This window comes from Nocardia sp. NPDC055050 (assembly GCF_053608345.1).
In genome coordinates, this window is record NZ_JBSGVG010000011.1 from 1 (window position 1) to 23323 (window position 23323).

Annotated in this window: 22 protein-coding genes; 5 read left to right on the forward strand and 17 right to left on the reverse strand. The window is 68.4% G+C overall.

The genetic code is table 11. From position 1 onward, the window contains the following. Positions 1-52: 52 nt before the first annotated feature. The 3 genes from bphC to ACWGCN_RS13690 are packed head-to-tail and all read right to left on the reverse strand — an operon-like array spanning position 53 to position 3376. Positions 53-958, reverse strand: coding sequence for a biphenyl-2,3-diol 1,2-dioxygenase (gene bphC, locus ACWGCN_RS13680; protein ID WP_449965217.1), 906 nt, complete (start codon positions 956-958; stop codon positions 53-55). Positions 959-984: 26 nt separating this feature from the next. Next, positions 985-2163 carry an acyl-CoA dehydrogenase family protein gene (locus ACWGCN_RS13685; RefSeq protein WP_378987669.1) on the reverse strand — a complete coding sequence of 393 codons (1179 nt, stop codon included), beginning with the start codon at positions 2161-2163 and terminating at the stop codon, positions 985-987. 37 nt (positions 2164-2200) lie between these two features. After that, positions 2201-3376 carry a Rieske 2Fe-2S domain-containing protein gene (locus tag ACWGCN_RS13690; protein WP_378627736.1) on the reverse strand — a complete coding sequence of 392 codons (1176 nt, stop codon included), beginning with the start codon at positions 3374-3376 and terminating at the stop codon, positions 2201-2203. Between the two features lie 204 nt (positions 3377-3580). On the opposite strand from ACWGCN_RS13690, the gene ACWGCN_RS13695 reads away from it, so the two are divergent. Together ACWGCN_RS13695 and ACWGCN_RS13700 are read left to right on the forward strand one after the other, a co-directional pair. Continuing rightward, positions 3581-4186, forward strand: coding sequence for a hypothetical protein (locus ACWGCN_RS13695; RefSeq protein ID WP_452457290.1), 606 nt, complete (start codon positions 3581-3583; stop codon positions 4184-4186). A 136-nt stretch (positions 4187-4322) separates the two neighbouring features. Then, positions 4323-5180 (forward strand): DNA/RNA non-specific endonuclease, encoded by an 858-nt coding sequence (locus ACWGCN_RS13700; protein WP_452457289.1) that lies wholly within the window; start codon positions 4323-4325, stop codon positions 5178-5180. Between the two features lie 23 nt (positions 5181-5203). On the opposite strand, the gene ACWGCN_RS13705 is transcribed toward ACWGCN_RS13700, so the two are convergent. Both ACWGCN_RS13705 and ACWGCN_RS13710 read right to left on the reverse strand, forming a co-directional pair. Further along, entirely contained in the window at positions 5204-5737 is a 534-nt protein-coding gene (locus tag ACWGCN_RS13705) for a VOC family protein (RefSeq protein WP_452457288.1), read from the reverse strand. 115 nt (positions 5738-5852) lie between these two features. Beyond that, positions 5853-6512 carry a TetR family transcriptional regulator gene (locus ACWGCN_RS13710; RefSeq protein WP_452457287.1) on the reverse strand — a complete coding sequence of 220 codons (660 nt, stop codon included), beginning with the start codon at positions 6510-6512 and terminating at the stop codon, positions 5853-5855. A gap of 142 nt (positions 6513-6654) precedes the next feature. On the opposite strand from ACWGCN_RS13710, the gene ACWGCN_RS13715 reads away from it, so the two are divergent. Then, entirely contained in the window at positions 6655-7617 is a 963-nt protein-coding gene (locus ACWGCN_RS13715) for an oxygenase MpaB family protein (protein WP_452457286.1), read from the forward strand. On the opposite strand, the gene ACWGCN_RS13720 is transcribed toward ACWGCN_RS13715, so the two are convergent. Then, positions 7614-8240, reverse strand: a complete 627-nt coding sequence (locus ACWGCN_RS13720; protein WP_387443532.1) for a TetR/AcrR family transcriptional regulator — start codon at positions 8238-8240, stop codon at positions 7614-7616. The genes ACWGCN_RS13715 and ACWGCN_RS13720 overlap by 4 nt on opposite strands. Before the next feature lie 72 nt (positions 8241-8312). Here ACWGCN_RS13720 and ACWGCN_RS13725 point away from each other — a divergent pair, with 72 nt between their 5' ends. Both ACWGCN_RS13725 and ACWGCN_RS13730 read left to right on the forward strand, forming a co-directional pair. Next, positions 8313-9074, forward strand: coding sequence for a 3-hydroxyacyl-CoA dehydrogenase (locus ACWGCN_RS13725; RefSeq protein WP_378987645.1), 762 nt, complete (start codon positions 8313-8315; stop codon positions 9072-9074). 141 nt (positions 9075-9215) lie between these two features. Next, on the forward strand, positions 9216-10595 hold the full coding sequence (locus ACWGCN_RS13730) for a WS/DGAT/MGAT family O-acyltransferase (protein ID WP_452457285.1): 1380 nt from the start codon (positions 9216-9218) through the stop codon (positions 10593-10595). A 55-nt stretch (positions 10596-10650) separates the two neighbouring features. Here the strand turns inward: ACWGCN_RS13730 and ACWGCN_RS13735 are convergent, their stop codons facing one another. The 11 genes from ACWGCN_RS13735 to ACWGCN_RS13785 all read right to left on the reverse strand — a co-directional run bounded on the left by ACWGCN_RS13735 (position 10651) and on the right by ACWGCN_RS13785 (position 23253). Then, positions 10651-11535 carry an alpha/beta fold hydrolase gene (locus ACWGCN_RS13735; RefSeq protein ID WP_378987639.1) on the reverse strand — a complete coding sequence of 295 codons (885 nt, stop codon included), beginning with the start codon at positions 11533-11535 and terminating at the stop codon, positions 10651-10653. A 78-nt stretch (positions 11536-11613) separates the two neighbouring features. Next, entirely contained in the window at positions 11614-12630 is a 1017-nt protein-coding gene (locus ACWGCN_RS13740) for an alpha/beta fold hydrolase (protein ID WP_452457284.1), read from the reverse strand. A gap of 21 nt (positions 12631-12651) precedes the next feature. Beyond that, the gene (locus tag ACWGCN_RS13745) at positions 12652-13152 is read right to left on the reverse strand and encodes a DinB family protein (protein WP_452457283.1); all 501 of its coding nucleotides are present in this window, start codon (positions 13150-13152) and stop codon (positions 12652-12654) included. 120 nt (positions 13153-13272) lie between these two features. Next, positions 13273-14289 carry an ABC transporter substrate-binding protein gene (locus ACWGCN_RS13750; protein WP_452457282.1) on the reverse strand — a complete coding sequence of 339 codons (1017 nt, stop codon included), beginning with the start codon at positions 14287-14289 and terminating at the stop codon, positions 13273-13275. Positions 14290-14375: 86 nt separating this feature from the next. Next, a complete protein-coding gene (locus ACWGCN_RS13755; protein ID WP_452457281.1) occupies positions 14376-15302 on the reverse strand; it encodes a TAXI family TRAP transporter solute-binding subunit in 927 nt (308 codons plus the stop codon). Continuing rightward, positions 15299-16747, reverse strand: coding sequence for a sensor histidine kinase (locus tag ACWGCN_RS13760; protein ID WP_452449064.1), 1449 nt, complete (start codon positions 16745-16747; stop codon positions 15299-15301). Before ACWGCN_RS13760 ends, ACWGCN_RS13755 begins: the two co-directional genes overlap by 4 nt. A 16-nt stretch (positions 16748-16763) precedes the next feature. Continuing rightward, on the reverse strand, positions 16764-17423 hold the full coding sequence (locus tag ACWGCN_RS13765) for a response regulator transcription factor (RefSeq protein ID WP_378987621.1): 660 nt from the start codon (positions 17421-17423) through the stop codon (positions 16764-16766). Between the two features lie 46 nt (positions 17424-17469). Beyond that, positions 17470-18840 carry an MFS transporter gene (locus ACWGCN_RS13770; RefSeq protein ID WP_378987618.1) on the reverse strand — a complete coding sequence of 457 codons (1371 nt, stop codon included), beginning with the start codon at positions 18838-18840 and terminating at the stop codon, positions 17470-17472. 329 nt (positions 18841-19169) lie between these two features. Continuing rightward, entirely contained in the window at positions 19170-20207 is a 1038-nt protein-coding gene (locus ACWGCN_RS13775; protein WP_452457280.1) for a lipase family protein, read from the reverse strand. Between the two features lie 89 nt (positions 20208-20296). Further along, entirely contained in the window at positions 20297-21790 is a 1494-nt protein-coding gene (locus ACWGCN_RS13780; protein WP_452457279.1) for a flavin-containing monooxygenase, read from the reverse strand. Beyond that, complete coding sequence (locus ACWGCN_RS13785; protein ID WP_379316767.1) at positions 21787-23253, reverse strand: flavin-containing monooxygenase; 1467 nt, start codon at positions 23251-23253, stop codon at positions 21787-21789. The genes ACWGCN_RS13780 and ACWGCN_RS13785 overlap by 4 nt, the downstream gene beginning before the upstream one ends. Positions 23254-23323 lie beyond the last annotated feature (70 nt).

Genomic DNA, 23323 nt, shown 5'->3' on the forward strand with positions numbered 1-23323 from the left:
TGGCCCGAGCGAGGAGCTCGGGCCAGGGGCCGTCGTGGGACTACCTGCGGAATTACATCGCCGCGAGCGGCTCACTTCCGGACCAGTCGTGGCCCCAGTAGCTGTCCGCGGTGATCTCCTCGGCGCTGTAGTACGTCTCGTCGACCCGCATGCCTTCGGTACCGAACTCGATATCCCAGCCGCCGGGCGCGCGGACATAGAACGACACCATCTTGTCGTTGGTGTGCCTGCCCAGCGTCGAGGACACCGAGAAGCCGTCCTTGGTCACCCGATCGAGGGCCTGGCCGACGGCATCGAGGGAGTCGACCTCCACCATGATGTGCACCAGGCCCGGCGCGCCACCGTGCGGGGCAGGGCACAGCGCCAGGCTGTGATGGCGTTCGTTGACACCGAGGAACCGCACCCGCATCGGGCCGTACTCCGGCGGCGCCGGGATCCGGAACGCGCCGCGCGGCAGGAACCCGAGCACGTCGGTGTAGAAGCCGAACGCGCCGTTGGGGTCCATGGTCGGCAGCACGACATGGCCCAGACCCTGTGCGCCGGTGACGAATCGCGCGCCGAAGGGGGTGATCACCGGGGTGTGGTCGAGCACCGCGCCGTGGAAGATCTCGAGGGTGGCGCCGGTCGGGTCCTGGAAGGTGATGACCTCCTCGACCCGGCGCGCGTCGGCCTCTTCGACCGACAGCGGTTTCACCGCGATCCCGGCCGCCGTCACGGCTTCCTGCACGCGGACCAGTGCCGCGTGGTCGCGGACTTCCCAGCCGATCGTGACGATGGCGTCGCTGTCGCCCGGCACGATCGTGATCCGCGCCGCGCGCTCGTCCATCCGCAGGTACAGCGCGTCCTCGTCGGGCCCGCTGCCCTGGGCGAAGCCGAGCACCTCGAACGCGAACTTGCGCCACCGGTCCATGTCGGCGGTCTGGATCTTGACGTAGCCGAGGCCTTTGATGTCTGTCATTTCCGTTGTCCTTCGTGGTGTTCGGGTCAGATCATCGAGCGCAGGTTGTCCGCGGGCTCGAGACCGAGGGAGCTGACGGCCGAGGCGTGATACACCGTGCTCGGCACGTGGATGGCGTGGGCGAGGCCGACGTGCGCGTCGCGCCAGTAGCGCTGCAGCGGCTTGTCGATCCGCATGGCGTTGCCGCCGGAGCGGGCGAAGATCTGGTCCACGGCGGTGACCGCGCGCCAGGCCGCGCGGACCTGGGTGCGCCGGACCGCGGCCCGCTCGGCGAAGCCGATCTCCTTGCCCGCGTCGACGGCGTCGAAGATCTTGTCGGCGTTGGCGAGGAGTTCCTGGCGCGCGGCGTTGATGTCGGCGGCGGCCTCGCCGATGGCGAACAGCACGTACGGATCGTCTTTGACCGCGGTGCCCTGCGCGCCGACCCGGTCGCGCTGGTAGTCCAGGTGCGCGGCCAGCGCGCCTTCGGCGATGCCGACCACCGCGGAGCTGATGCCCAGCGGGAACATCGTCGACCACGGCATCTTGTACAGCGTCTCGGTGACCCCGTACTCCTTCTGCGCGGTGCCGTCGATGACGTGGTCGCCGTTCATCACCCGGTAGTCGGGCACGAACGCGTCCTTGACGATGATGTCCTTGGATCCGGTCCCCTTGAGGCCCACCACATTCCAGGAGTCCTCGACGATCTGGTAATCCTGGCGCGGCAGGATCATGTGCAGCATCGTCGGCGGCAGCGCCATCTTGCCCTCGGCATCACCGAGCATGGCGCCCAGGAAGATCCAGTCACAGTGGTCGGTGCCGGAGCTGAACTGCCAGCGGCCGTTGAAGATGTAGCCGCCGTCGACCGGACGGGCGATGCCGGTCGGCGCGTAGGGCGAGGCCATCCAGGTGTCGTGGTCGTCGGCCCACACCTCGTCCTGCACCTTCGGGTCGGCGAAGGCCAGCTGCCACGGGTGCACGCCGACGATGCCGGCGATCCAGCCGCTGGCCGGGTCGAGCGCGGCGGTGGCCATCACCGTCTCGGCGAACTCGCGCGGGTGCGCCTCGTAGCCGCTGTACTTCTTCGGCTGCAGCAGGCGGATCGGGCCCGCTGTCTTCAGCAGCTGGGCTGTGGCATCGGGCAGCTGCCCGAGCCGCTCCGCCTCCGGTGCCTGCTCACGCAGCTGGTCTGCGATGGCGGCGATATTGTCGAGAACTCTGGTCATCTCCGGTGATGCTTTCTGTTCGTAGTGGGGTGGCGGATCAGGACATGGTGTCGATGACGGCGCCGCGGGCGATGTTGTCGGCCACCTCGGCCTCCCAGCTCGTCACCGCGCGATCGGTATCGATCTCGAACTCGAACCGCTTGGTCATGTCCTCGGTGACGTCGTCGACGTCGACATAGAACTGCTTGTACCAACGGCGCAGCTGATACACCGGGCCGTCTTCCTCCGAGAGCAGCGGATTGTCGATGGGCGCCTTGTTCTTCCAGATCTCGACGTCCTGCTCGAAGCCGTACTCCACGCCCTGCGCGAACTGTGCCGCCATCGCGTTGGCGTCCTCGTCGGACATGCCCTCGGGCTTCTTGACCATCGCGCCGTACTGCAGCACGAACGAGTTCTCGTCGACCGGGTAGTGGCAGTTGACGAGCACCGTCTCGATTGTCATCCCGTTCGATTCGCTCCACAGCCAATCGAGCATGTACGACGGACCGAAATACGAAGCGTCCGAGCGCAGCGCGGAATCCGGGTCGTCGTAGCTGGTGCCGACAGTGACGTCGTGGCGCGGGGTCGAGCGCATGTACTGGGTGGCGACGTGGCCCTCGAAGACGTTCTTGAAGTAGCGCGGGAACGAGTAGTGCACGTAGAAGAAGTGCGCCATGTCGACGACATTGTCGACGATCTCGCGGCAGTGCGAGCCCTCGATCAGAATCGAATTCCAGGTCAGGTCGGTCCACTCCGGCGTGCCGTACCCCTCGATCTCGGGAATGGTCACGTCATCGGTGGGCTTGCTGCCTTGCGGGTCGTGCCAGACGTAGAGCTGGCCGTTGCGCTCCAGCGTCGGCCAGGTGCGGGTCTTGGCCAGCGGCGGTACCCGGCGCGCGTACGGAATGGCCGTGCACTTGCCGTTGCCGCCCCAGCGCCAGTCGTGGAACGGGCAGGCGATCGAGTCGCCCTTGATGGTGCCGCGCGCGAGGTTGCCGCCCATGTGGCGGCAGTAGCCGTCGAGCACGTGCAACGCGCCGTCGGATTCGGACTGGAACACCACGAGCATGGTGCCGAAGGCCTTCACCTCGTGCGGGTTGCCGTCGCGGAACGACGAGAGCAGGCCGAGGCAGTGCCAGCCGCGGGCGAACCGAGTCGGCGCCGCGGCGGCCTCGATCTGCCGGTAGTCGGCGGTGGTGTCCTGCGATCGGCCGTTCGGCGAGTTCTCCGGCATCGAAACCTCCATGTTCGGACGGAGTGGGGATGAGCTGCGCCGATGGTCGCGCCGCGCGGGGGTCGGCGGGTCGTGGTGTTCCCGGTCAGCGGACATGTTTTCGTCCCGGTCGGCCGCTGTCCCGATGACCGGGAGAGGAACCGATCACAGGAGGCGGACCGCCCTACCGTGACGGGCATCGGTTTCGACGAGCAGGAGTGAATCATGGGTAACGTCGCGGTGGTACTGGACACCGATGCCATCCGGCTGTTCGCACAGGCGGCGCGCTCGGACAATCCGGCCTACCGGCTCGCCGATCGGCCCGTGGTGCCGCCGACCTTCCTGCCCGCCGACGGATCCATCGCAGGGGAGCGAGTCGAAACCGATCACCGGTTCTTCGGTCCGCCGCCGCGCGCGGGTGACCAGCTGACCGCGATCCGCGCGGGCGCCCCCGGCCAACCCGCCGTCGGCGCCGCGGAGTCGCTCACCCGATACTTCGACCGCACGGGCGGTCTGGTCGCCGAGTCGTGGGCGGCGGCGGAAGCCTTCGCGGGCGAGCAGGTGTCACCGCAGGCGGCGGCGCTGCTGGCGACCTACGCCACCGACTGGCTCGGGGCCGAGGCGATCCGCCGCTTCCGCACCAGGTCGGTGCGACCACTGCCGCCCGGCGATGTCATGTCGTGTTCGGGGCGGGTGACCCAGAGCTACGTGCAGGACGGCGAATCCCGGGTCGATGTGAGCCTGTGCGGCGCCGACGCCGCGGGCACCGTGGTCGTCCGTGCGTGGGCCACCTTCGCCGTGACCGGCGACGGGACCCCGAACCCGCGCTAGGGGAGCGGACCTCTCCTCGCCCGCGGGCGCGGACAACGGGTAGTCGACTACTCGTGAGGATGGCTGCGGTGGCGACGACGATCGTGTGTACGCAACTGCCGACACACCTTGTCCACCCTTCGGGAAGGGGCCTGCGATGACCGTCCACGTGGATTCTCCGTCGACAACCGGATTCGAGAGCGACGCGCCGCGGGCCGGGTACGACCCGGACTTTCTCGGGTCGCGGGTCGAGGTTCCGGAACTGGATGCGGCCGTGCGCGGCGATGCGGTTCGCCTCGACGGCTCCGACGTGATCAGCTACACCCACTTCTCGTTGGCGCTGAGCAGGCCACGGCGGTTCGCGTTCTGGGTGGCCTGGAACATCGACGGCGCCGCGATGCGCAAACTTTCCCGCACCGGCATCGACTTCGTGAAAGACCCACGCGTCCCGGCCGAGGCACAGGTGGGAAACGAACTCTACCGACAGAATCGGCTCGATCGCGGCCACCTGGCGCGGCGCGCGGATCTGCTGTGGGGCAGTGAGGCCGAAGCCGAGCAGGCCAATGTCGACTCGTTCTTCTACACCAACATCACCCCGCAGATGGACGACTTCAACCAGAGCAGTCGCGCCGGGGTGTGGGGCCAACTCGAAGACGCGGTCTTCGCCGACGTCGAGGTCGACAACCTGAGGGTGAGCGTGCTCGGCGGGCCCGCCTTCCGCGCGGACGACCAGGTGCATCGTGGGGTGGCCCTGCCGCGGGAGTACTGGAAGGTGATCTGCTTCGCCGAGGGAAACCGACTGCGGTGCAAGGCGTTTCTGCTGACCCAGCACCTCGACGAACTCGAAGCGCTCGCCCTCGACGAGTTCCGCGTTTTCCAGGTCGCCGTGGCCGAGATCGAACAGCGAGCGCACTGCCGATTCCCGGCCGCGCTCCACATCGCCGACACTTTCGTGACCCAGGAGTCGGTGGCCCAGCGCAGCCCGCTCGAGTCGACGGCCGATATCAGCTGGTAACCGCTAGCCGACACCGGCGCGGGTTACGACGTCGCCGCCCGACGTGCCGCCACGCGCGCCCATACCTGGGGATCGGTGCGTGGGCCGCCGGTGGTGGTCGCGCCGTACCGCCGGATCTGGGCGTCGATGTCGAGTGGCGCGGTCAGTGAGGTGCCGGGAGCGAGCGCGTCCTCCACCTGCTCATCGGGCACCAGCCAGCACACCTCGAACTCGATGCCGTCGGGGTCGCGGGCGTAGAGCGCCTTGGTCGACCCGTGATCGCCGGCACCGGTCAGTGCGCGAGCCGCCGTCAAGCGGTCCCGGACGGCGACGAGCTCGGACAACGTGTCCACTTCCCAGGCGACGTGATAGAGCCCGACCGAGCCCGCCGGGCCCGCCGTGGGCATCCTGGCCTGGAAGAGGCCGAGGTCGTGATCGTTGGCCGAGCCGGGGTGACGCAGAAACGCGCCGCCGGGGAATCCTTCGGCGAGCCGCTCGAATCCGAGCACGTCCTCGTAGAACGCGATGCTGCGCGGCAGATCCGCGACGAACAGAACGATGTGGTTGATTCCCCGCATCGGGCGGTGGCCTCCTCGATCGACAGTCTCGATCTCTGAGCGTCCCACGCCGAGCTCCGGCGACACCACTGGACGACCGGGGAGTGGGAGACTTTTCGTGCCTGGGCGGCTCGCGCTATTGCGCCGACTTCGTCGCGGTGACGTGCTGCGTGCTGTCGGAGCTGAGCAGCAGCCGGGCGATGAGGTCGGTGAGATGTTCCCGGGTGGTGTCGAATTCGCCGCGCATCCAGGCCGCGACCAGCTCCAGTGCGCCGCTGACCACGCTGTAGGCGGTCATGTCGGCGTCGAGCGGATCGGCGGGTTCGGCGAGGATCTCGCGACCCACCGCCGACATCGCGCGCGCGATCGCGTGCTGGGTGGTCAGTCGCGCGGCCTGCAGTGCCTCGGTGCTCTGCGCGTTGAGCAGCAGGGCCGATCGGCGGGTGTCGGCGAGCAGGAAGCCCAGCGCGGCGTCCGCCGCCGCGCGCACCTGGCTGTGGACGTCGGCGTCGGCGTCGTGGGTGGCGGTGACCACCGCGGCGATGCCGAGGGCGGTGTGCTCCTCGACCAGCGCGGTGAGCAGGGCGTCGCGGTCGGCGAACTGCTCGTAGAAGTAGCGATCGTTGAGCCGGGCTCGCACGCAGACGGCCCGTTTGGTGACCGCCGGAGCTCCGCCCTCGGCGAGCAGGTCGAGCGCGGCGTCGAACAGCGCGCCGCGACGGCGGGATCGGCGTTCGTCCGCGGCTACACCGCCGTAGACGCGTGATGTCGCCGCGTCGTCGGTGTCGTTGCGCATGGCCGCCCTTCCTCTTCCTCGGGCGCCAGAATAGTCCACCCGGAACTCTTGACCCTCCCTCAATTCTGGTGCACTCTGACACCAGACTAGTTTATGGTGTCGTCCTGCACCAGAACTGTCGGCGGAACAAAGGAGTTCACCGATGACCTGTCCTGTGCCACATCAGGAAACCCGCTCGGCCGACGTCAGCCCGGCGTCCTCGCGCGAATCCCACAGCGCCGTCGCACGATTCGAACGTGTCGGCGGCTCGGTGCTGTTCGGTTTGTTCGGGGTCGGCCTGTTCGACCAGCCGATGCTGCCCCCCGTCTCGGCCGCGCTCGAGGCCACCGGCCGGGCGCGATATCAGCCGTGGGCGCGGGCAGTGCGCACCGCGGCGGCCGACCAGCTGATCTATCACGGCGAAGACGCTGACCGGGACGCCGAGTCGCAGCGGCTCATGGTCCTGCATCGCGACGTCAAAGGCGTCGGCCCGGACGGTGAACGCTATTCGGCGCTCAACCCGCACGCCTGGAACTGGATCCTCTACTCGACTTTCTTCGTCCAGCGCGGCGCCTACCTCGCATTGACCGGCGACACCCCGTCGCCGGCCGCCGACCAGGCCATCTGGGACCACTACCGCACCAAAACGCGCGGCCTGCACCTGCCGGGTAACTCGCAGCCGATCGCGAACTACGCGGACCTGGCCGTCCACTACGACCAGATGATCACCGAACTGCGCGCGACCCCGGCGCTGGAAGCGGCTACCACAACGGTTCGCCGTGCACCGCGCCCGGACTTCCTGCCCGCCGTCACCGCCCCGTTCTGGTGGGTGAGCGCGCCCACGTTCGGCTATATCGCGATGGTTCTCGGCTGCGGGATCATGCACCCCGAGGTGCGCGCCAAGATGCCGATCACCTGGACCGCTCGCCACGACCGGCACTTCCGAATCCTCACGACCGTCCTGCGCGTCGCCTACACCCGGCTCCCGGCCGCGGTCACCGACTCCCCGATGGCCCGCAATCGGCGCAAGTACGAACGCCTGGCCGGGCGATACCGGGAGGTCGGCCTCACCTCGTTCGCGCCGGAGACCGGCGAGGCCCGATCGCGGCGGCGCGTGCGAGCCTAGCCGCGATCGAGTGGCGCTCGGTCCGGCGCGGAGCCCGGCAGGTGCGGATCCATCCAGCGCAGCATCCGGTCGACCGAATCCGCGCAGTCGCCCTGCGCGCCGGACTCGGCCCACTCGATCAGCGCGGCGAAGGTGGCGGACTGGTACGCGGTGGCGATGGCCCGGCAGATGGGAGCGGGGGAGCCGGGCAGTCGACCGGCGAGGTAGTCCGACAGCGTATCGATCCACGGGCGGTAGATCCGGGGAGCGGTCGCGGCCAGCTCGGGTTCGGAGGAGATCAGCCGCAGCCAGTCCGGCGCCAGCTCCTGGATCTGCGGATCGCGCGACACCGACTCGACGATCGCGGACCGCACGACCACCGCGGGCGGCTCCTCGGGTGCGGCGCCGGCGAGCGCGTCTCGTAGCCGCTCCGTCGCGGGCGCGACCCCGATCCAGGCGATCTCGGCTCGGGACGAGAAGTGTCGCAGCAGGGTGCGCGTGCTGATTCCGGTGGCCTCGGCGAGATCGCTCCAGCTGGTGGTGGCGAAACCGCGGTCGGTCCACAAGCGCAGTGCGCCGACCGACACGGCCCTGGTGTCCAGCACGGAGGGGCGGCCGGGGCGGCGGGGAGCTGGCTGGGTCACCGCGAAAGCCAAACAGTTTTGGCGAAGTGTGTCAATATTCAGTGAGACCTCACCGAAAACAGGAGAAACAGTATGGATTTCGTCAACTCGTCCGCGATCGTCACCGGCGGTGCGTCGGGTCTCGGCTTGGCGACCGTGCAGGAACTGCACGCCAAGGGCGCCAAGGTCGTCATCGTCGACCTCCCCTCGTCCAACGGTGCGGCCATCGCCAAGGAACTGGGCGAGGGCGCGGCGTTCGCGGCCGCGGACGTGACCGACGAATCGGCGGTAGCCGCGGCCCTCGACGTCGCCGAGTCGCTGGCGCCGCTGCGGATCGCCGTGAACTGCGCCGGTATCGGCAACGCGATCAAGACGGTCGGCAAGAAGGGCGCGTTCCCGCTCGCCGATTTCACCAAGGTGATCAACGTCAACCTCGTCGGCACGTTCAACGTGATCCGGCTGGCCGCCGAGCGCATGTCGGGCACCGACCCGGTCGGTGAGGAGCGCGGCGTCATCATCAACACCGCCTCCGTCGCCGCCTACGACGGACAGATCGGCCAGGCCGCCTACGCCGCGTCCAAGGGCGGCATCGTCGGCCTGACCCTGCCGATCGCGCGTGACCTGGCGAGCTTCAAGATCCGCGTCGTCACGATCGCGCCCGGCCTGTTCCGCACGCCGCTGTTCGAGACGCTGCCCGAGGAGGCGCTGCAGTCCCTCGGCGCGCAGGTGCCGCACCCCTCGCGCCTGGGGCAGCCCACCGAGTTCGCCGCGTTGGCCCGCCACATCGTGGAGAACCCGATGCTCAACGGCGAGACCATTCGCCTCGACGGCGCCATCCGGATGGCGCCGCGCTGAGTTGATCTGTGCGACAACACATCCGGCCGGGCATGCAGCCCGGTCGGAGGTGTTGTCTGCACCGGCGTACCACTTGTGATCGTCGTCAAAATTCGGCACGGGTGACGGCAAAACTAGAACGTGTTCTAGTAGGCTTCTGCTATGGAACAACTCACCGGACTGGATGCCAGTTTCCTCTATCTGGAGACCGACACCCAGCATCTCCACGTCTGCGCACTGTTGATCCTCGACCCGGCCGACGGGCCCTACTCCTTCGGCAATCTCCGCGACGAGCTCCGCAAGCGGTTGCCCCTCATCCCGCATATGCGCCGCCGAATCCACTCGGTGCCGTTCAACCTCGATCATCCGCTGTGGGTCGACGACGCCGACTTCGACATCGACAACCACATCCGGCGCGTGGAATTGCCGGAGACGGGCGGTCTGGCCGCGCTGATCGGCGCCATCGCCAGTCGCCCGATGGACCGGAATCGGCCGCTGTGGGAGATGTCGGTGGTGGAGGGTCTCGACGACGGCAAGGTGGCCGTCGTCTGCAAGTACCATCACTCGGCCGTCGACGGCATCACCGGCACGAACATGATGATGCACCTGTGCGATCTGGAGCCGGGGACCAGCCGCCCGGAACCCGAGCCGTGGCAACCGGAACCGGTGCCCGGCGATCTGGAACTGGCGGCGCGGGCCGCGGTCCGCTTGCCCGCCAGGGCCGGCATGCTCGGCATGGTCCCCAAGACCCTCGGGATGGTCGCGGGCTTCGCCCGGCGGCGCCGCAACAATCAAGCGGGGATGGAACTTCCGTTCTCCGCGCCACGCACCCCGTTCAACCAGGCCGTCACCGCGGCGCGGTCGGTCTCGTTCACCAAGACCGACCTCGGCGCGATCAAGGAGATCAAGGCCGCGTTCGGGGTGAAGGTCAACGATGTGGTGCTGGCCGTCGTCGGCGGCGTGCTGCGCCGCTACCTGGAAGAACGAGGCGAGCTGCCCGATCGCTCCCTGATCGCGTCGGTGCCGGTCTCGGTGCACGAATCCACCCGGCACACCGAGGGGATCAACAAGGTCTCGACGCTGTTCTGCCGCCTCGGCACCGATGTCGCCGATCCGGTCGAGCGGCTGCGGGTGCTGGCCGTCGCGAACCGCGAAGCCAAGGCCGAACACGACATGATCGGCGCCGACTTCCTGCAGGACTGGTCGAAGTACGCCCCGCCCAACACGTTTCGGCTCGCCTCGCGCGTGTACTCGTCGCTGAAGCTGGCCGAACGGCACCCGGTGGTGCACAACCTGGTGGTCTCGAATGTGCCGGGCCCGCCGATGCCGCTGTACTTCCTCGGCGTCCGGGTGGACGGGATGTTTCCGTTCGGTCCGGTCTTCCACGGTGCCGGGCTCACCGTCACCGTGCTGTCGAACTGCGGCGATCTCGATTTCGGCTTCATCGCCTGCCGCGACCTGGTTCCCGATGTCGACGCACTGGCCGAAGCCGTGCCCGCCGTGATCGAAGACCTGCTCGCCGCGGCGCGAGCCAAGGGCTGATCACCCGCTCGGGCCGATCGCCCTGTTCGCCACCGGCGTCGAACAGGGTCGTCACCTACAGCCGTGCCGCCACTGCCCGGCACGCGTCGGTCAGCGCCGCGACGAACCGGTCCGGCGCGACGGCGCACGCCGCGTGACCCGCCGCGAGCGGATGAATACTCGACCCCGGGACGGCGGCCGCGAGTTCGATCTGGCGGTACACCGGGATCGCCCGGTCTCTGGTCGTGATGACCACCGCGGTCGGCATCCGCAGCTCGGGTAGCCACTCGGTGGCGTCGAAGGTCCCGATCTCGGCCAGCACGGGGGCTAGCGCCCAGCCACTCGTACTGCGGAATTCGGCCACCGCCCAGCGGCGGAGCTGCCCCGGCACCAAGGCGGGCGGCAGATCCGGCAGGGTCCGCGTGAAGCGCCGGGCGCGGCGATACGGATAGTCGCCCAGTGCCTCGGCGACGGAAGCGAAACCGCGATGGAACGCTCGCTCGCGCCACTTCTCCTGGAAGCGATACGGAGTCGCGCACAGGACCAGTCCCGCCACCCGGTCCGGGTACCGGCGTGCCGTGAGCAGCGAGACGATACCGCCGAGCGAATAGCCGACGCAGACAAAGCGATCCAGACCCAGCGCGTCGGCGACCGCGACCACATCGTCGGCGCAGTCGTCGATCCGGAACTGGGCCGACTGGATCCCGCGCCCGTGCCAGCGCTGATCGAACAGCACCACGCGATAGTGGGCGCTCAGCGACTCCAACGCGGGAAACCAGTTCAGTGCCGCCGTGCACGCGGTGCCGTGCAGCAGGATCAGCACCGGTGCGCCGGGTGGTCCGGGGAGGTCGACGACATAGGTCCGGCCACGTCCGGGAAGGTCGAGCATCCGCCCACCGGGGATCTCGTCCACGGCGGGCACGACGAACGGCCCTGTCCGCACCGATCGCGCAGCACCCACGGTGGCCTCCTCGGGCATTTCTAGAACTCGTTACAGTTCATGATGGCATATCGAGGCGACAGTGTCGGCGCGGCAGCGTCAGGCGAGGAAGCGCTGGAGTTCCTCGGTGACGAATCGAGGGTTCTCCTCGACGAGCCAATGTCCGGCGTGCGGCACGTCGACCGCCCGCACGATGTTGCTCAGGCGCGGGGAAACGGTGGCGCGGATCGCCTCGAGCTGCCCCTCGGCGGTCATGAGCAGAGTCGGGACTGGAGTCGGCGCGGTCGCCACAGTGTCGCGGACGTCCTGGTCGAGGGCGCGGTAGAGCTCGAAGCCGCCCGCGAGAGCCTCGGGCTTGCGGTAGGTGCGGGCGAACTCGTCGACCTCGGCGTCGGTGAACGGGGACCGATCCGAGGTGCCGCCGAACGCCGTGCCGCCGAAGGAGACCTGCGGGTAGAACAGCGCCAGGTACTCGCGAACGTTGTCGCCGACAACAGCTTCGGGTACTCGCCGCTGGGAGTGCAACGCGATGTGCCAGCTCAGTGTGCGGTAGGTCGGTGCGTCGATCGCGGGCCCGGGCAGCGGGAGATCGAGGTAGCCGAGGCGGTCGGTATCGGCGGGGAACTGGGCGGCGTACGCGAAGGCGACGGCGGCGCCGAAGTCGTGTCCGACCACGCGCGCATCCCGCACGCCGAGCCGGTCGGCGATGAGGGTGTGCACATACCGCGCCAGCGTGGCCTTGTCGTAGGTGGTCGGTGAACCGGTGCTGTCACCGAGTCCGGGCAGGTCGACGGCGTAGACGGTGTGGTTCTCGGCGAGGGCGGGCATGATCGGCCACCAGCCGTACCAGGTCTGTGGCCAACCGTGGATCAGCACCACCGGTGTGCCGCTGCCGCCGGTCACGTAGTGCATCCGGACACCGTCGATGTCGGCGAACTCGTGCCGGAATGTCTTGTCGAACACGGGGTCGCCCGCCGTCGCGGCGGCGTGGGGTGCGATGTCGGAGGCGGCCGGGGAACAGGCTGCGGCACACATCGTGAGCAGGAATGCGAGCGCGAAAGCCGCTGCCGCGCAGGCGGATCGACCGACGCTGTGTGGTCGGGAGGTGGCGATCATCTGTTCCTTGTCCGGGTGAGATCAGCGGCCGGTGGCGCCGTCGATCAGTTCGCGGAGGATGTCGGCGTGGCCTGCGTGGCGCCCGGTTTCCTCGATCATGTGGGCGAGTGCCCAGCGCACGCTGGGAGCGCGGCGTCCCGGTCGTGGTCGAGGCAGCGGGGCACCGAGATCGGTGCAGCCGTCGAGTATCTCGTTCGCTTGCTCGACCGCGGCCCGGTAGCGGGCGACGACGTCGGTCACAGTGGCAGACGCCGGGGCGTGGAAGGTCGCCTGCCAGTCGGTCACGGTGTCCCCGAGGAACATCGAGCGTTCGACGAAGGTGAGGTGCTCGAGCAGGCCGAGCAGGTTGGTGCCCGATGCCACCGCGGCCGTGCGTACTCGAGGTTCGGGCGCGCCGTCCACCTTCGCGACGATCGAAGTCCGCAGATAATCGAGGAATCCGCGCAGGACCTCGATCTCCGCGCTTCCCGTCCGTGGGGGCGGGGTGTCTCGGCGGCGGGCGCGACGCGGTGTGCTGGGCACGGTGGTCACCTTCCTTCGTCGCGAAACGTCAGGCGCTGCGGTGGATGAGCAGGCGCGCCCAGTTTCGCTGAGGCCACCACGATCTGGCACGCGAAATTGCGGGTTCGGCAAAAAGGTCGGTCAGCGGACTCGCTGCGCGTCCCGGATCGTGGTCGCCAGGCGTTCCAGCAGGGGAGCGGTGGCGGCATGGGAGAAGCGGAAGATCGGCGACCAGGGCGCGACCTGGCCGGCCAGCACCGCGGGCAGGCTGCGCCAGACCGGCCGGTCGGCGAGCGCGGCCGGCTGCAGGCCGGAGGTTCGGTCGTCGAGCAGGATCAGGTCGGCGCGATAGCGGTCGGCCGTCTCCCAGCTCAGTGATTGGAAGTAGCCGCCGGGATCGACCTGGTCGGGAACGACGAATTCGACCCCGAGTTCGGTGAAGTAGCTCAGATCGGCCGAGGCGCGCGGGTCGGAGGCGTAGAAGAGTTCGGGGGTTGCCGAGGCGGCGAGCACGCGCAGGCCGGGGCGCACCGCCACGGCGTCGCGCACCGCCTGGGACGCGGCGGCGAAGCGCTGCTCCGCGGCCGCGACCGCCGGGGTGGCGGTCTCGGCGCCGAGCGCCGCGGCCAGGGCGCGATAGCGCGCGATGATGTCGGGGAGCCGCTGACCGGCGATCTGCACGGCGACCACATTCGGGTTCGCCGACTCGATCTTGGACAGGTTGTCGTCGGGGACATACCAGAGTCGGCCCGGCACATAGGAATCGGTGACGAGCAGATCGGGCTCGAGCGTGGCGTACTTCTCGATGTCGAACTGCCCCCAGGCGTCACCGACGACGGTCACCGAGTCCGGATCGAGGTCGCCCAGCATGTCGCGGGCATGTGCCTCGCCGAAAATGCCCACGATGGACTCGCGTACCCCGTAGTCGACCAGCGCGCCCGCCGAGCCGGTGAACGCGACCACCCGGCGCGGCGTCCCCTCCGTGCGCACGGTGCCGCCACGGCCATCGGGAAACTGCCAGCTCCCGGTGCTGTCGCGTCCGTTGTCGGCGTTCCCCCCGCAGGCCGCAAGACTCGCGCTCACCCCGACCGCCCCCGCTACCGCAAAGAATCGGCGCCGGGTGAGGGCACGGTCGGGTCGATCCTGGTTCGCGATCACGATTCTCCTCCGCACGTGGCAATCGGTTCGCGATCACTAGACCATACTCAATAAGGCAAGGCAAACCTTACTATCGACGGGTGGATTCAGCCGTGCCAGCGGCGGTAGACCTCGACGGCGCCCGGGTGCAGCGGGACCGTCCCGGTGCCGATCAGGAATCGGCCGTCGAGGAACTGGGTGCCCGCGGCCTCGGCGGGGACGAGTGCGTCCGCGTGGCGGACGAGCAGGTCGACGATGGCGGCCGCTGTCTCGTCGGGCAGGGTCGCGGCGGCCAGGAGAAGGTTGGCGACGCCGATCGTGTGCACCGCCGGGCTACCCGGATAGGCGTCGGCGGGAATGGCGACCCGGTCGTAGACGGGGCCGTATCGCTCGCGCAGGGGAGCGGCGAGGGCGCCGAGGTCGATCAGGCGCAGGGGATCGGGCACGGCGAGTGCGGCGGTGGGCACCCCACCGGCCCACAGCAACGCGTCGATGTCGCCGTCGGTCAATCGTTGCGCGGCTTCGCGCAGCGGTCGATGCTCGACCACGACGTCGACGCTCGGATCCAGCCCGGCGGTGGTCAGCAGTCGCTGACCGGTGACCGCGGCGCCCGAGCCCGCGGCACCGAGATTGACTCGGCGTTCGCGCAGGTCGGCGACCTCGTTGATCGGATCGCCGGTGCGGACCGCCAGCTGGAGATAGTTCTCGTAGACGCGACCGAGCGCCACCACACGCCCGCCGAAATCGCTCGCCGAGTCCGCCAGCGCCAGTGCGGTGTCGACGTCGCCGTCGGCGACCATCCGCAGATTCTGTTGCGACCCAGCGGTTTCCACCGGTTCGATGCGGAGAGTGTCGGTGTCGTCAGCGGCCGCGGCGGCCAGCAGTCGCCCGAAGGCGTAGTAGAAGCCCCCGTCCTCGCCCGAGGCCAGCCGCACCGTTGTCCGGTCGTTCGTGCCGCACCCGGCCACGCCCGCCGACACAAGTGCGGCCAAGGCCAACATTCGGCGACGTGACATCGGCGATCCACCACTCATCGCGCCACCTCGGGTATCCGGACCGTCACGGCGAGCCCGTGCGGGTGCACCGCCTCGACCGTCAACCTCGCGCCCCACGCCGTGGCCAGTGCCTGCGCGATCGACAGCCCCAGCCCCGTTCCGCCCGCGGCCGCGGCGGAACCGCGGAAGAACCGCGCCGTGAGTTTGTCGAGTTCGTCCGGCGCGACGCCCGGCCCGTCGTCGGCGACCTGGACCCTCACCCAGCCCGGTTCGTCGCTCACCCCGACGACCGTGTGCGCGCCGGATCCCGCGTACCGGCACGAATTGCTCAGTGCCACATCGAGAATCTGGGCCAGCGCCGCCGAGCTGATCGCCGCCGCGCTGTGGCTGCCGGAATCCTCACCGCCGTCCGGCGGCGCAGGGCTGACCGATCCGTCGGGTCGGCGTGCCGTGGTCAACCGCATCCCCGCGTCGTCGAACGCCGACCCCCATGCGTCGATTCGGTCGGCCACGACCTGTGCCGGATCGCACCGCTCGTCGGTGGATGCCGCAGTGCCGAAGGACGCGGGTGCTTGTGCCACGGCCAGCTCCAGCAGATCGTCGAGGAGCGCGGTCAGCCGTTCCACTTCCGCGGTCGCACCGCGGAAAGTCGCCGACGCCTGGCCGGGGACGGCGTACTCCAGCGAGTCGAGACGAATCATCAAGGCGGCGAGCGGGTTTCGCATGGCATGCGCGGTATCGGCGACGAGCTGGTGTTGCGCGTCGGCGGAATCGGCGACGGCGGTGGCCATGGCGTCGACGGATTCGGCGAGATCACGGACCTCCGGTGGGCCACCGTAATTTCTGGTGATCGGGGCGCGGCCGCGTGGTTTCGGCAGTGTCGCGGTGAGTTCGGCGACCGCGTCCGACATCGCGGCCAGCGGGCGCAGCACCCATCGGCTCAGGACCAGTGCCAACAGCACGAAGACCACCATCGCGCCGAGCGCGCCCACCGCGATCACCGCCCACACCCGGGCGATCGTCGCGCGCGCCGCGGCGGTCGACGCCTCGATCACGACGGCCCCGTTGACCTGCACACCGGTGCCGACGGGCCGGGCGATGAGCATGACCGGGGCGCTCCACGGCGTCAGCCGATCCACCTGCTGCGGTCGCTGGTTGCGGCGAGCCGCGGCCACCGCGGCCCGGATCCGCACATCGCTCACCTCGACCCCGGCGTTGACGATCGGTGCCCCGCGAGCATCCACGACCAGCACGTTCTCCCCGTACAGCTCGTGATAGCGGCCGACCTCGTCGGCGAGTGCCTGCACCCCGCCCGCCGACCCCGCCGCGTCGGCGAGGGTCGCGAAGCGGTCGGCGTCACCGGATCGGCCGAGCACCAGCTCCTGGGTTCGGCTGGTGGCGGCGGTCAGCGACAGCGGAATCGCGAACGCCAGCACCGCGAGCGCCGCGAAGACGGTGAGCGCGATCAGCAGTCTGCGGCGCATGCCGGTCCTCGGGCACTCACTCGCCCCACCGATACCCGTAGCCGCGAATGGTGGTGATCAGCCCGGGCCGGTTCAGTTTGGCGCGCAGCCCGGTCATGTGGACATCGAGCGAGCGCGAGACCGCGACGAACGCATCGCCCCAGATGCGGTCCATCAGCTGCTGCCTGCTCACCGCGGCGCCCGGCCGTTCCACCAGAACCTCGACGAGCTCGAATTCCTTCTGGGTGAGCGCGATCGGAGCACCGGCCACCTCGACGACCCGCGCATGCAGATCCACCCGGACATCACCGGTGACGACTTCGGTCCTGGCCCGCGTGGCGACGGCCGCGGCCCGGCGCAGTACGGTCTCGAGCCGCGCCATCAGTTCGGCGATCCGCGGGGGCTTGACCACGTAGTCGTCCGCTCCGCCACGCAAGCCGCGCACGATGGAGCGTTCGTCGCTGCGGGCGGTCAGGATCAATACCGGGATCGTGCTGACCTCACGCAGCTGACGCAGGACCTGCAACCCGTCGGCATCGGGCAGCCCGAGGTCGAGGAGCACGGCGTCGAAATCGCGGTGGGCGATGAGCAGGTCGGCGCCACGGCGCATGCGCTCGGCCCGGTAGCCGCGCGCGGTGAGCGCCTCTACCAGGGCGTCGCCCACCCCGTCGTCGTCCTCGACCACCGCAAGCCGCACGCGCCGATCCTCCCATAGCGGCAGGACCGGCGCGTGTTCCGGACGGTCAGCCACGCACGGCGGCCATCGCCCGTTCCGGCTCGACCGCATCGGCATCGACGACGTCGTCGGCGTCGATGGTCGACTCGGCCGACGTTTCCCGCATGAAGTAGTAGGTGATCAGCGAGATCGCGATACATCCGGCGACGTAGAAGAAGTAGAGCGACTCGAGGCCTGCCTTCTTCAACGCCAGCGCGATCATCTCCGCGGTACCACCGAAGATCGCGACGGTCAGCGCGTACGGCAGCCCGACGCCGAGCGCGCGGATCTTGGTGGGGAACAGCTCGGCCTTCACGATCGAATTGATCGAGGTGTAGCCGGTGACGATCACCAGCGCGGTCATCATCAGGCCGAAGGCCGCGAGTGGGTTGGAGGTGTGCGCGAGCGCCGTCATGATCGGCACCGTCAGCACCGTGCCGGCGACACCGAAGAAGATGAGCAGTTTGCGGCGGCCGATCCGGTCGGACAGACCGCCCGCGATCGGCTGGAGCACCACGAAGACCAGGAGCGCGACGAAGTTGATCCAGGCCACGGTGTCCTTGGAGATGCCCGAGGTATTGATCATGAACTTCTGCATGTAGGTCGTGTAGGTGTAGAACGCCACCGTGCCGCCCAGCGTCAGGCCGACTACCAGCAGGCATTCGCGGGGGTACTGCAGCAGGACCCGCAGCGAACCGCGCGAGCTGCTCGCGGCCGCCTTGCCGGTCTCGGCCGTCTTCTCCATCGCCTTGAACGAGTCCGACTCGTCCATGCCGCGTCGCAGCAGCATCACCACGATCGCGCCACCGGAACCGATCAGGAACGGGATGCGCCAGCCCCAGCTGTACATCTGCTCGGACGAGAGCATCTGCTGCAGGATGATCTGCACGCCCAGGGCGACGAGCTGGCCCGCGACCAGTGTCACGTACTGGAAGCTCGAGTAGAACCCGCGCCGGCCCGGGGACGCGACCTCGGACAGATACGTTGCGCTGGTGGCGTATTCACCGCCGACCGACAGACCTTGCAGCAGTCGCGCCATGAGCAGCAACACCGGCGCCGCGATACCGATGGTCTGGAATCCGGGCGTCACCGCGATCATCAGCGAACCCGCGGCCATCACCGTCACCGACAGAGTGAGGGCGGCGCGCCGGCCGAACCGGTCGGCGTAGCGCCCGAGCGCCCAGCCGCCGATCGGGCGCATGATGAACCCGACCGCGAATACCGCCGCCGTCGACAGCAGTTGCGCCGTGGGGTCGCCGTCCGGGAAGAACGCCTTCGCGAAGTACACGCTGAACGCGGCGTAGACGTACCAGTCGTACCACTCGACGAGGTTGCCGATCGAGCCGCGCAGCACGTTCGCCACGACTCGCCGTTCACCACCGGCCTGTGTCGTTGTCACCTTGGACCCTCCTCTATCGGCGCGGCATTGCGCCGTCGGAGACCACTGTGTCGGCGCTCACATGCCGAAAGGAAGCGGCACGGGCGGTTCCTAACCTTCCCTTAGGACGATCCCCGATGACGGCCATATCGGGCAGCACCGCACCCGCCCCGTCGTCGGCGAGGAAATCCGCCATCCGGCGCTGCATTTCCGTTGTGCCAGAGGTGAATGCGTTGCTTCGCGGCGTCACCGGCGAGCTCGGTGACGATCTCGGCGATCCGGGTGGCGCGGGTGTCGGTCGGCACCGGCAGTACTGCGCCGCGACGTCCGGCGGACTCCGGCGGAATCGCTCAGGAGGCGGTCGGGGTCGCCGTCCGGTCCTGCTCGGCGAAGCAGTCGGCGAGGAACGCGAATCCGGCCCGGGCGAATTGCGGTGCCGCGGTGAAGTGGCCACCGAATCGGATCCGATGTTCGCTGACCTCGACACCGAGTTCGCGCCACCGCTGGGTGAGCAGCTCGGTCTGTCGGTAGGGAACCACCCGGTCGCGGGGGCCGTGCCCGACGAGCACCGGCGCTGTCGGCGGTAGGTATCCGAGGCTGACCTCACGCATTCGCTCGAGCCACACCGGATCCTCGAACGGGTCGGTGCGGAGATAGACGGTCCGCGACTTCGGGATGACGAACCCGACCGCGGCGAGCGCCAGCGGATGCAGTCGACGAATCACCGGCAGCGTGAACTTGCCCGCGGCGTTGAGATTTCGGCGCAGATCCAGGTCGTCGAAACTGGCTTCCAGCCCCATCGCCGAGTACACCAGCAAGAACAAGCCCGCGGTGCGATCGAGGCTCGCACCCATTTCGGCGAGGTCGGCGGGTGGCGCGCCGACAGCGACACCGGCCAACGGCAGATCCGGAGCGTAGAGCGACTGGATCTGCGCGGCCCAGGCGGCGGTGTTGCCGCCCTCGGAGTAGCCGTAGATCCCGTACTGGCTGATCTGCGTCGATCGGGTGGTGAGCAGGTACCGCGCGGCACGCATGACGTCGAGCAAGGCGCGGCTGTTGGCCGGACCGATCACATAGGGATGAGTTCCCTCGGTTCCCAGCCCGGGGTAGTCCGTGACCGCCACCACCCAGCCGCGGGCCAACGCGGCGGCGATGAACACTCCTTCGTATTCCAGCCCGCGTTCGAGTAGCCGCGACACCGCTGCCGAACGTGCCATTCCCTGCGTGCCCGGAGCGAACCCGACCAGTGGCAGCGGTCCCGAGATATCGCGAGGAATCAGAATTGCTCCCGAGACCGTGATCGGCTTTCCGGCAAGGTCGGTGGAACGGTACAACACGCGATACGCGTCGGCCCGCACCGTGATTCCCGGGGCGATCCGTGCGGTCATCGGTCTGATTCGCAGAATTTCCCCGGCGGCGGCTCTGCTGACGGTCGATTCCGGGAGGGGCTGATAAAACCTTGTGCGCCGGCACGACATCATCGGATCAACCCCGTGCCGTGGGGTGCGGCGATCCGGTCGAACGTCAGTACGCCGTCTAGGAGTTCGCCTTTGCCGAGTAGGGCGCGATCGCGGTAGTAGTTGTTGACCACCTTCCAGGGAGAGCGCCGCCCCTGTCGCGGCATGACACCGTCGCCGCGCTGGATGTAGCCGGAGGTCAGGTCACCACCCATCACGGACTCTTCGGCGATGTCGTCGGCACCCGCTCGCACCGAGAACCGGGAGAATCCGCTGTCGCGCATGGTGTTGAGGACCCGGCAGAAATAGGTGGCGGCGAGGTCGGCCTTGAGCGTCCACGACGCGTTGGTGTAGCCGAGAATGATCATGGCATTGGGGACCCCGGAGATCAGGACACCCTTGTAGAGCACCGAACCGTGGGGGTCCACCGGTACGCCGTCCACTACGAGTTCGGCGCCGCCGACGATCTGCACGTTCAGGCCGGTGGCGGTGACGATGATGTCGGCCTCGAGCTCCTGGCCCGACTCGGTCAGCACGCCCTTCTCGGTGAACTTCGCGATGCGGTCGGTGACGATATCGGCCTTGCCGCTTTTCAGCGCCTTGAACAGGTCACCGTTGGGCACCACGCACAGACGCTGATCCCACGGGTTGTAACCGGGCGTGAAGTGCCGCATGTCGATCTTGTCGCCCACTTGCAGTCTGACCTGGTTCAAGAACACCTTCTTCGCCAGCTCGGGATTGGTGCGCGAGAGCTGGAAACTGGCGCGCTGCAACGCGATATTGCGGGCACGGCCGATCCGATAGGCGATCTTCTCCGGCACACGGGCTTTGCGCATCGTGATCGCGACGGGATCATTCGAGGGCAGCGTCTGGATGTAGGTGGGCGAGCGCTGCAGCATGGTGATGTGCTCGACGGCGTCGGCCATCGCGGGGATCAGGGTGATCGCGGTGGCACCCGAACCGATCACCACCACCTTCTTGCCCTGGTAGTCGAGGTCCTCGGGCCAATGCTGCGGGTGCACGATCTGGCCGGTGAAGTCCGCGACGCCGGGGAACGCCGGCTGATAGCCCTTGTCGTAGTCGTAGTAGCCGGTGGCGCCGACCAGGAAGTTCGCCGACCAGATCTCGATCTCGCCGGTGCGCTCGTTGCGGACTTCGCCCGTCCACAGTCCGGTGGTGCTGTCGAAGGAGGCGCGAATTCCTCTGCGGCCGAAGTGGATATGTTCCAGCACGCCGTATTCGCGGGCGGTGTCTTCGATGTAGTTCCGGATGCTCGGCCCGTCGGCCAGGATCTTGGTGCCGATCCACGGGCGGAACCCGAAACCGAAGGTCAGCATGTCCGAGTCGGACCGGATGCCCGGATACTTGAACAGATCCCAGGTACCGCCGACGTTGTCGCGACGTTCGATGATCGCGAAGCTGCGGCCGGTCCGCTCGCGAACGAGCTGACAGGCAGTGCCGATGCCGGAGAGGCCGGCGCCGATGATCAGTACGTCGACGTGTCGTGTCGTCATGACAGAGTTCCATCCTGGTGAGCGATCAGGTAGTCGCGGTCGTCGGGTTCGGTGAGCAGGGTGGTCATCGTCTTGCGGTCGAAAGGCCACAGGTCGATGGTGTTTTCCTCGGTGAAGTACCAGGAGTTGCAACCGGTGTTCCACACGGTCGGGCCCATGGCGTCGGCGACGGAGTCGTTGAACCGGACGGTGGCCTCCTCGGTCACCTCCACGGTGTCGAACTCGTTGTCGCGGAAGCGTTTCAGCCACTGCGTGATGTAGCGGGCAGTCAGTTCCGCGGAGTACTGCAGCGAGATCGATCCGGTGGGCGAGTTCGGGCCGAGCACGGTGAACAAGTTCGGGAAACCGGGGATCGCGGTCATCCGGTAGGCGCGTGGCCCCTTCGCCCAGGCCTCGTCGATGCTCAGTCCGTCGCGGCCACGCAGGTTCATCGGGCGCATGTAGTTGTGTGGGTGGAAGCCGGTCGCGAAGACGATCACGTCGAGGTCGTGGTGGGTGCCGTCGGCGGTGCGGATTCCGGTTTCGGTGATCTCGCTGATCGCGTCGGTCACCAACGCCGCGTTGCCGGCGCCGATCGCGCGGTGATAGGTGCCGGAGAGGACCTGCCGTTTGCAGAACGGCTCGTAGTCGGGAGTCAACGCCGCTCGTAGCTGTGGATCGCGCACCTGGGTGGTCAGCGACCACCGGGCGAACTGCTGCGCGGCGCGGCGTCGCCATGTCGGTTTCAACGCGATATCGGCGAGGATGCCCGAGCTCCACAACAGCGTGGAGTAGAGGCGCTGGTGCGCGGCGGGCGCGGCGGCGAGCAGCTCGGCCAGCAGTCGCGGCTGGGGCAGACCCATCGGAGCCCAGAGCACCCATTGGGGTGTGCGGGCGAACTGGGTCAACTTCGCGGCTCGCGGTTGCAGCGCGGAGACCACCTGAACGCCGGTGGACCCGCTGCCGATCACCGCGATGCGCTTGCCTGCGGTCTCGATCGCGTCGTCCCACCGGGCGGTATGGACCACCGCACCGGTGAACCGGTCGATTCCCGGGATATCGGGGGTGAAGGGGTGGTGCAGCACGCCGGTGGCGGCGATGACGAAGTCCGCCGTGATCTCTCGGCCGCCCGCGAGGGTGACGGTCCACCCGTCGGCGCCGTGAACGGCCTCGGTGACCTCACTGTTCAGTGCGAGATGATCGGTCAGACCGAACTGCTCGACCACATCGCGGTGGTAGCGCTGGATCTCGCCACCGGTGGCCCAGATCTGTGACCAGTCGGGTTTGGGTGCGAAGCCGAACTGATAGATCTGCGACGGAACATCGCAGGTCAGTCCGGGGTAGCGGTTCCAATGCCAGACCCCGCCGACATCGGAGCCCTTCTCCACGATCACGAAGTTCTCGAAGCCGGCCTGCTTGAAGATCACGCCGGCGGTGATCCCGGCGACGCCGGCGCCGATGATGACGATCTTCGGGTCACGCATGACGAACTCCCTTGTTCTGTCTCCATGCCTGGACTGACACATCATTCTACTTACGGAATGAAGTGTCACT

What these genes read in the sequence shown, in the direction of transcription:
- bphC (WP_449965217.1), bottom strand. Translation starts at nt 958, where the DNA reads ATGACAGACATCAAAGGCCTCGGCTACGTCAAGATCCAGACCGCCGAC.
- ACWGCN_RS13685 (WP_378987669.1), bottom strand. Translation starts at nt 2,163, where the DNA reads ATGACCAGAGTTCTCGACAATATCGCCGCCATCGCAGACCAGCTGCGT.
- ACWGCN_RS13690 (WP_378627736.1), bottom strand. Translation starts at nt 3,376, where the DNA reads ATGCCGGAGAACTCGCCGAACGGCCGATCGCAGGACACCACCGCCGAC.
- ACWGCN_RS13695 (WP_452457290.1), top strand. Translation starts at nt 3,581, where the DNA reads ATGGGTAACGTCGCGGTGGTACTGGACACCGATGCCATCCGGCTGTTC.
- ACWGCN_RS13700 (WP_452457289.1), top strand. Translation starts at nt 4,323, where the DNA reads ATGACCGTCCACGTGGATTCTCCGTCGACAACCGGATTCGAGAGCGAC.
- ACWGCN_RS13705 (WP_452457288.1), bottom strand. Translation starts at nt 5,737, where the DNA reads ATGCGGGGAATCAACCACATCGTTCTGTTCGTCGCGGATCTGCCGCGC.
- ACWGCN_RS13710 (WP_452457287.1), bottom strand. Translation starts at nt 6,512, where the DNA reads ATGCGCAACGACACCGACGACGCGGCGACATCACGCGTCTACGGCGGT.
- ACWGCN_RS13715 (WP_452457286.1), top strand. Translation starts at nt 6,655, where the DNA reads ATGACCTGTCCTGTGCCACATCAGGAAACCCGCTCGGCCGACGTCAGC.
- ACWGCN_RS13725 (WP_378987645.1), top strand. Translation starts at nt 8,313, where the DNA reads ATGGATTTCGTCAACTCGTCCGCGATCGTCACCGGCGGTGCGTCGGGT.
- ACWGCN_RS13730 (WP_452457285.1), top strand. Translation starts at nt 9,216, where the DNA reads ATGGAACAACTCACCGGACTGGATGCCAGTTTCCTCTATCTGGAGACC.
- ACWGCN_RS13740 (WP_452457284.1), bottom strand. Translation starts at nt 12,630, where the DNA reads ATGATCGCCACCTCCCGACCACACAGCGTCGGTCGATCCGCCTGCGCG.
- ACWGCN_RS13755 (WP_452457281.1), bottom strand. Translation starts at nt 15,302, where the DNA reads ATGAGTGGTGGATCGCCGATGTCACGTCGCCGAATGTTGGCCTTGGCC.
- ACWGCN_RS13760 (WP_452449064.1), bottom strand. Translation starts at nt 16,747, where the DNA reads ATGCGCCGCAGACTGCTGATCGCGCTCACCGTCTTCGCGGCGCTCGCG.
- ACWGCN_RS13775 (WP_452457280.1), bottom strand. Translation starts at nt 20,207, where the DNA reads ATGACCGCACGGATCGCCCCGGGAATCACGGTGCGGGCCGACGCGTAT.
- ACWGCN_RS13780 (WP_452457279.1), bottom strand. Translation starts at nt 21,790, where the DNA reads ATGACGACACGACACGTCGACGTACTGATCATCGGCGCCGGCCTCTCC.
- ACWGCN_RS13785 (WP_379316767.1), bottom strand. Translation starts at nt 23,253, where the DNA reads ATGCGTGACCCGAAGATCGTCATCATCGGCGCCGGCGTCGCCGGGATC.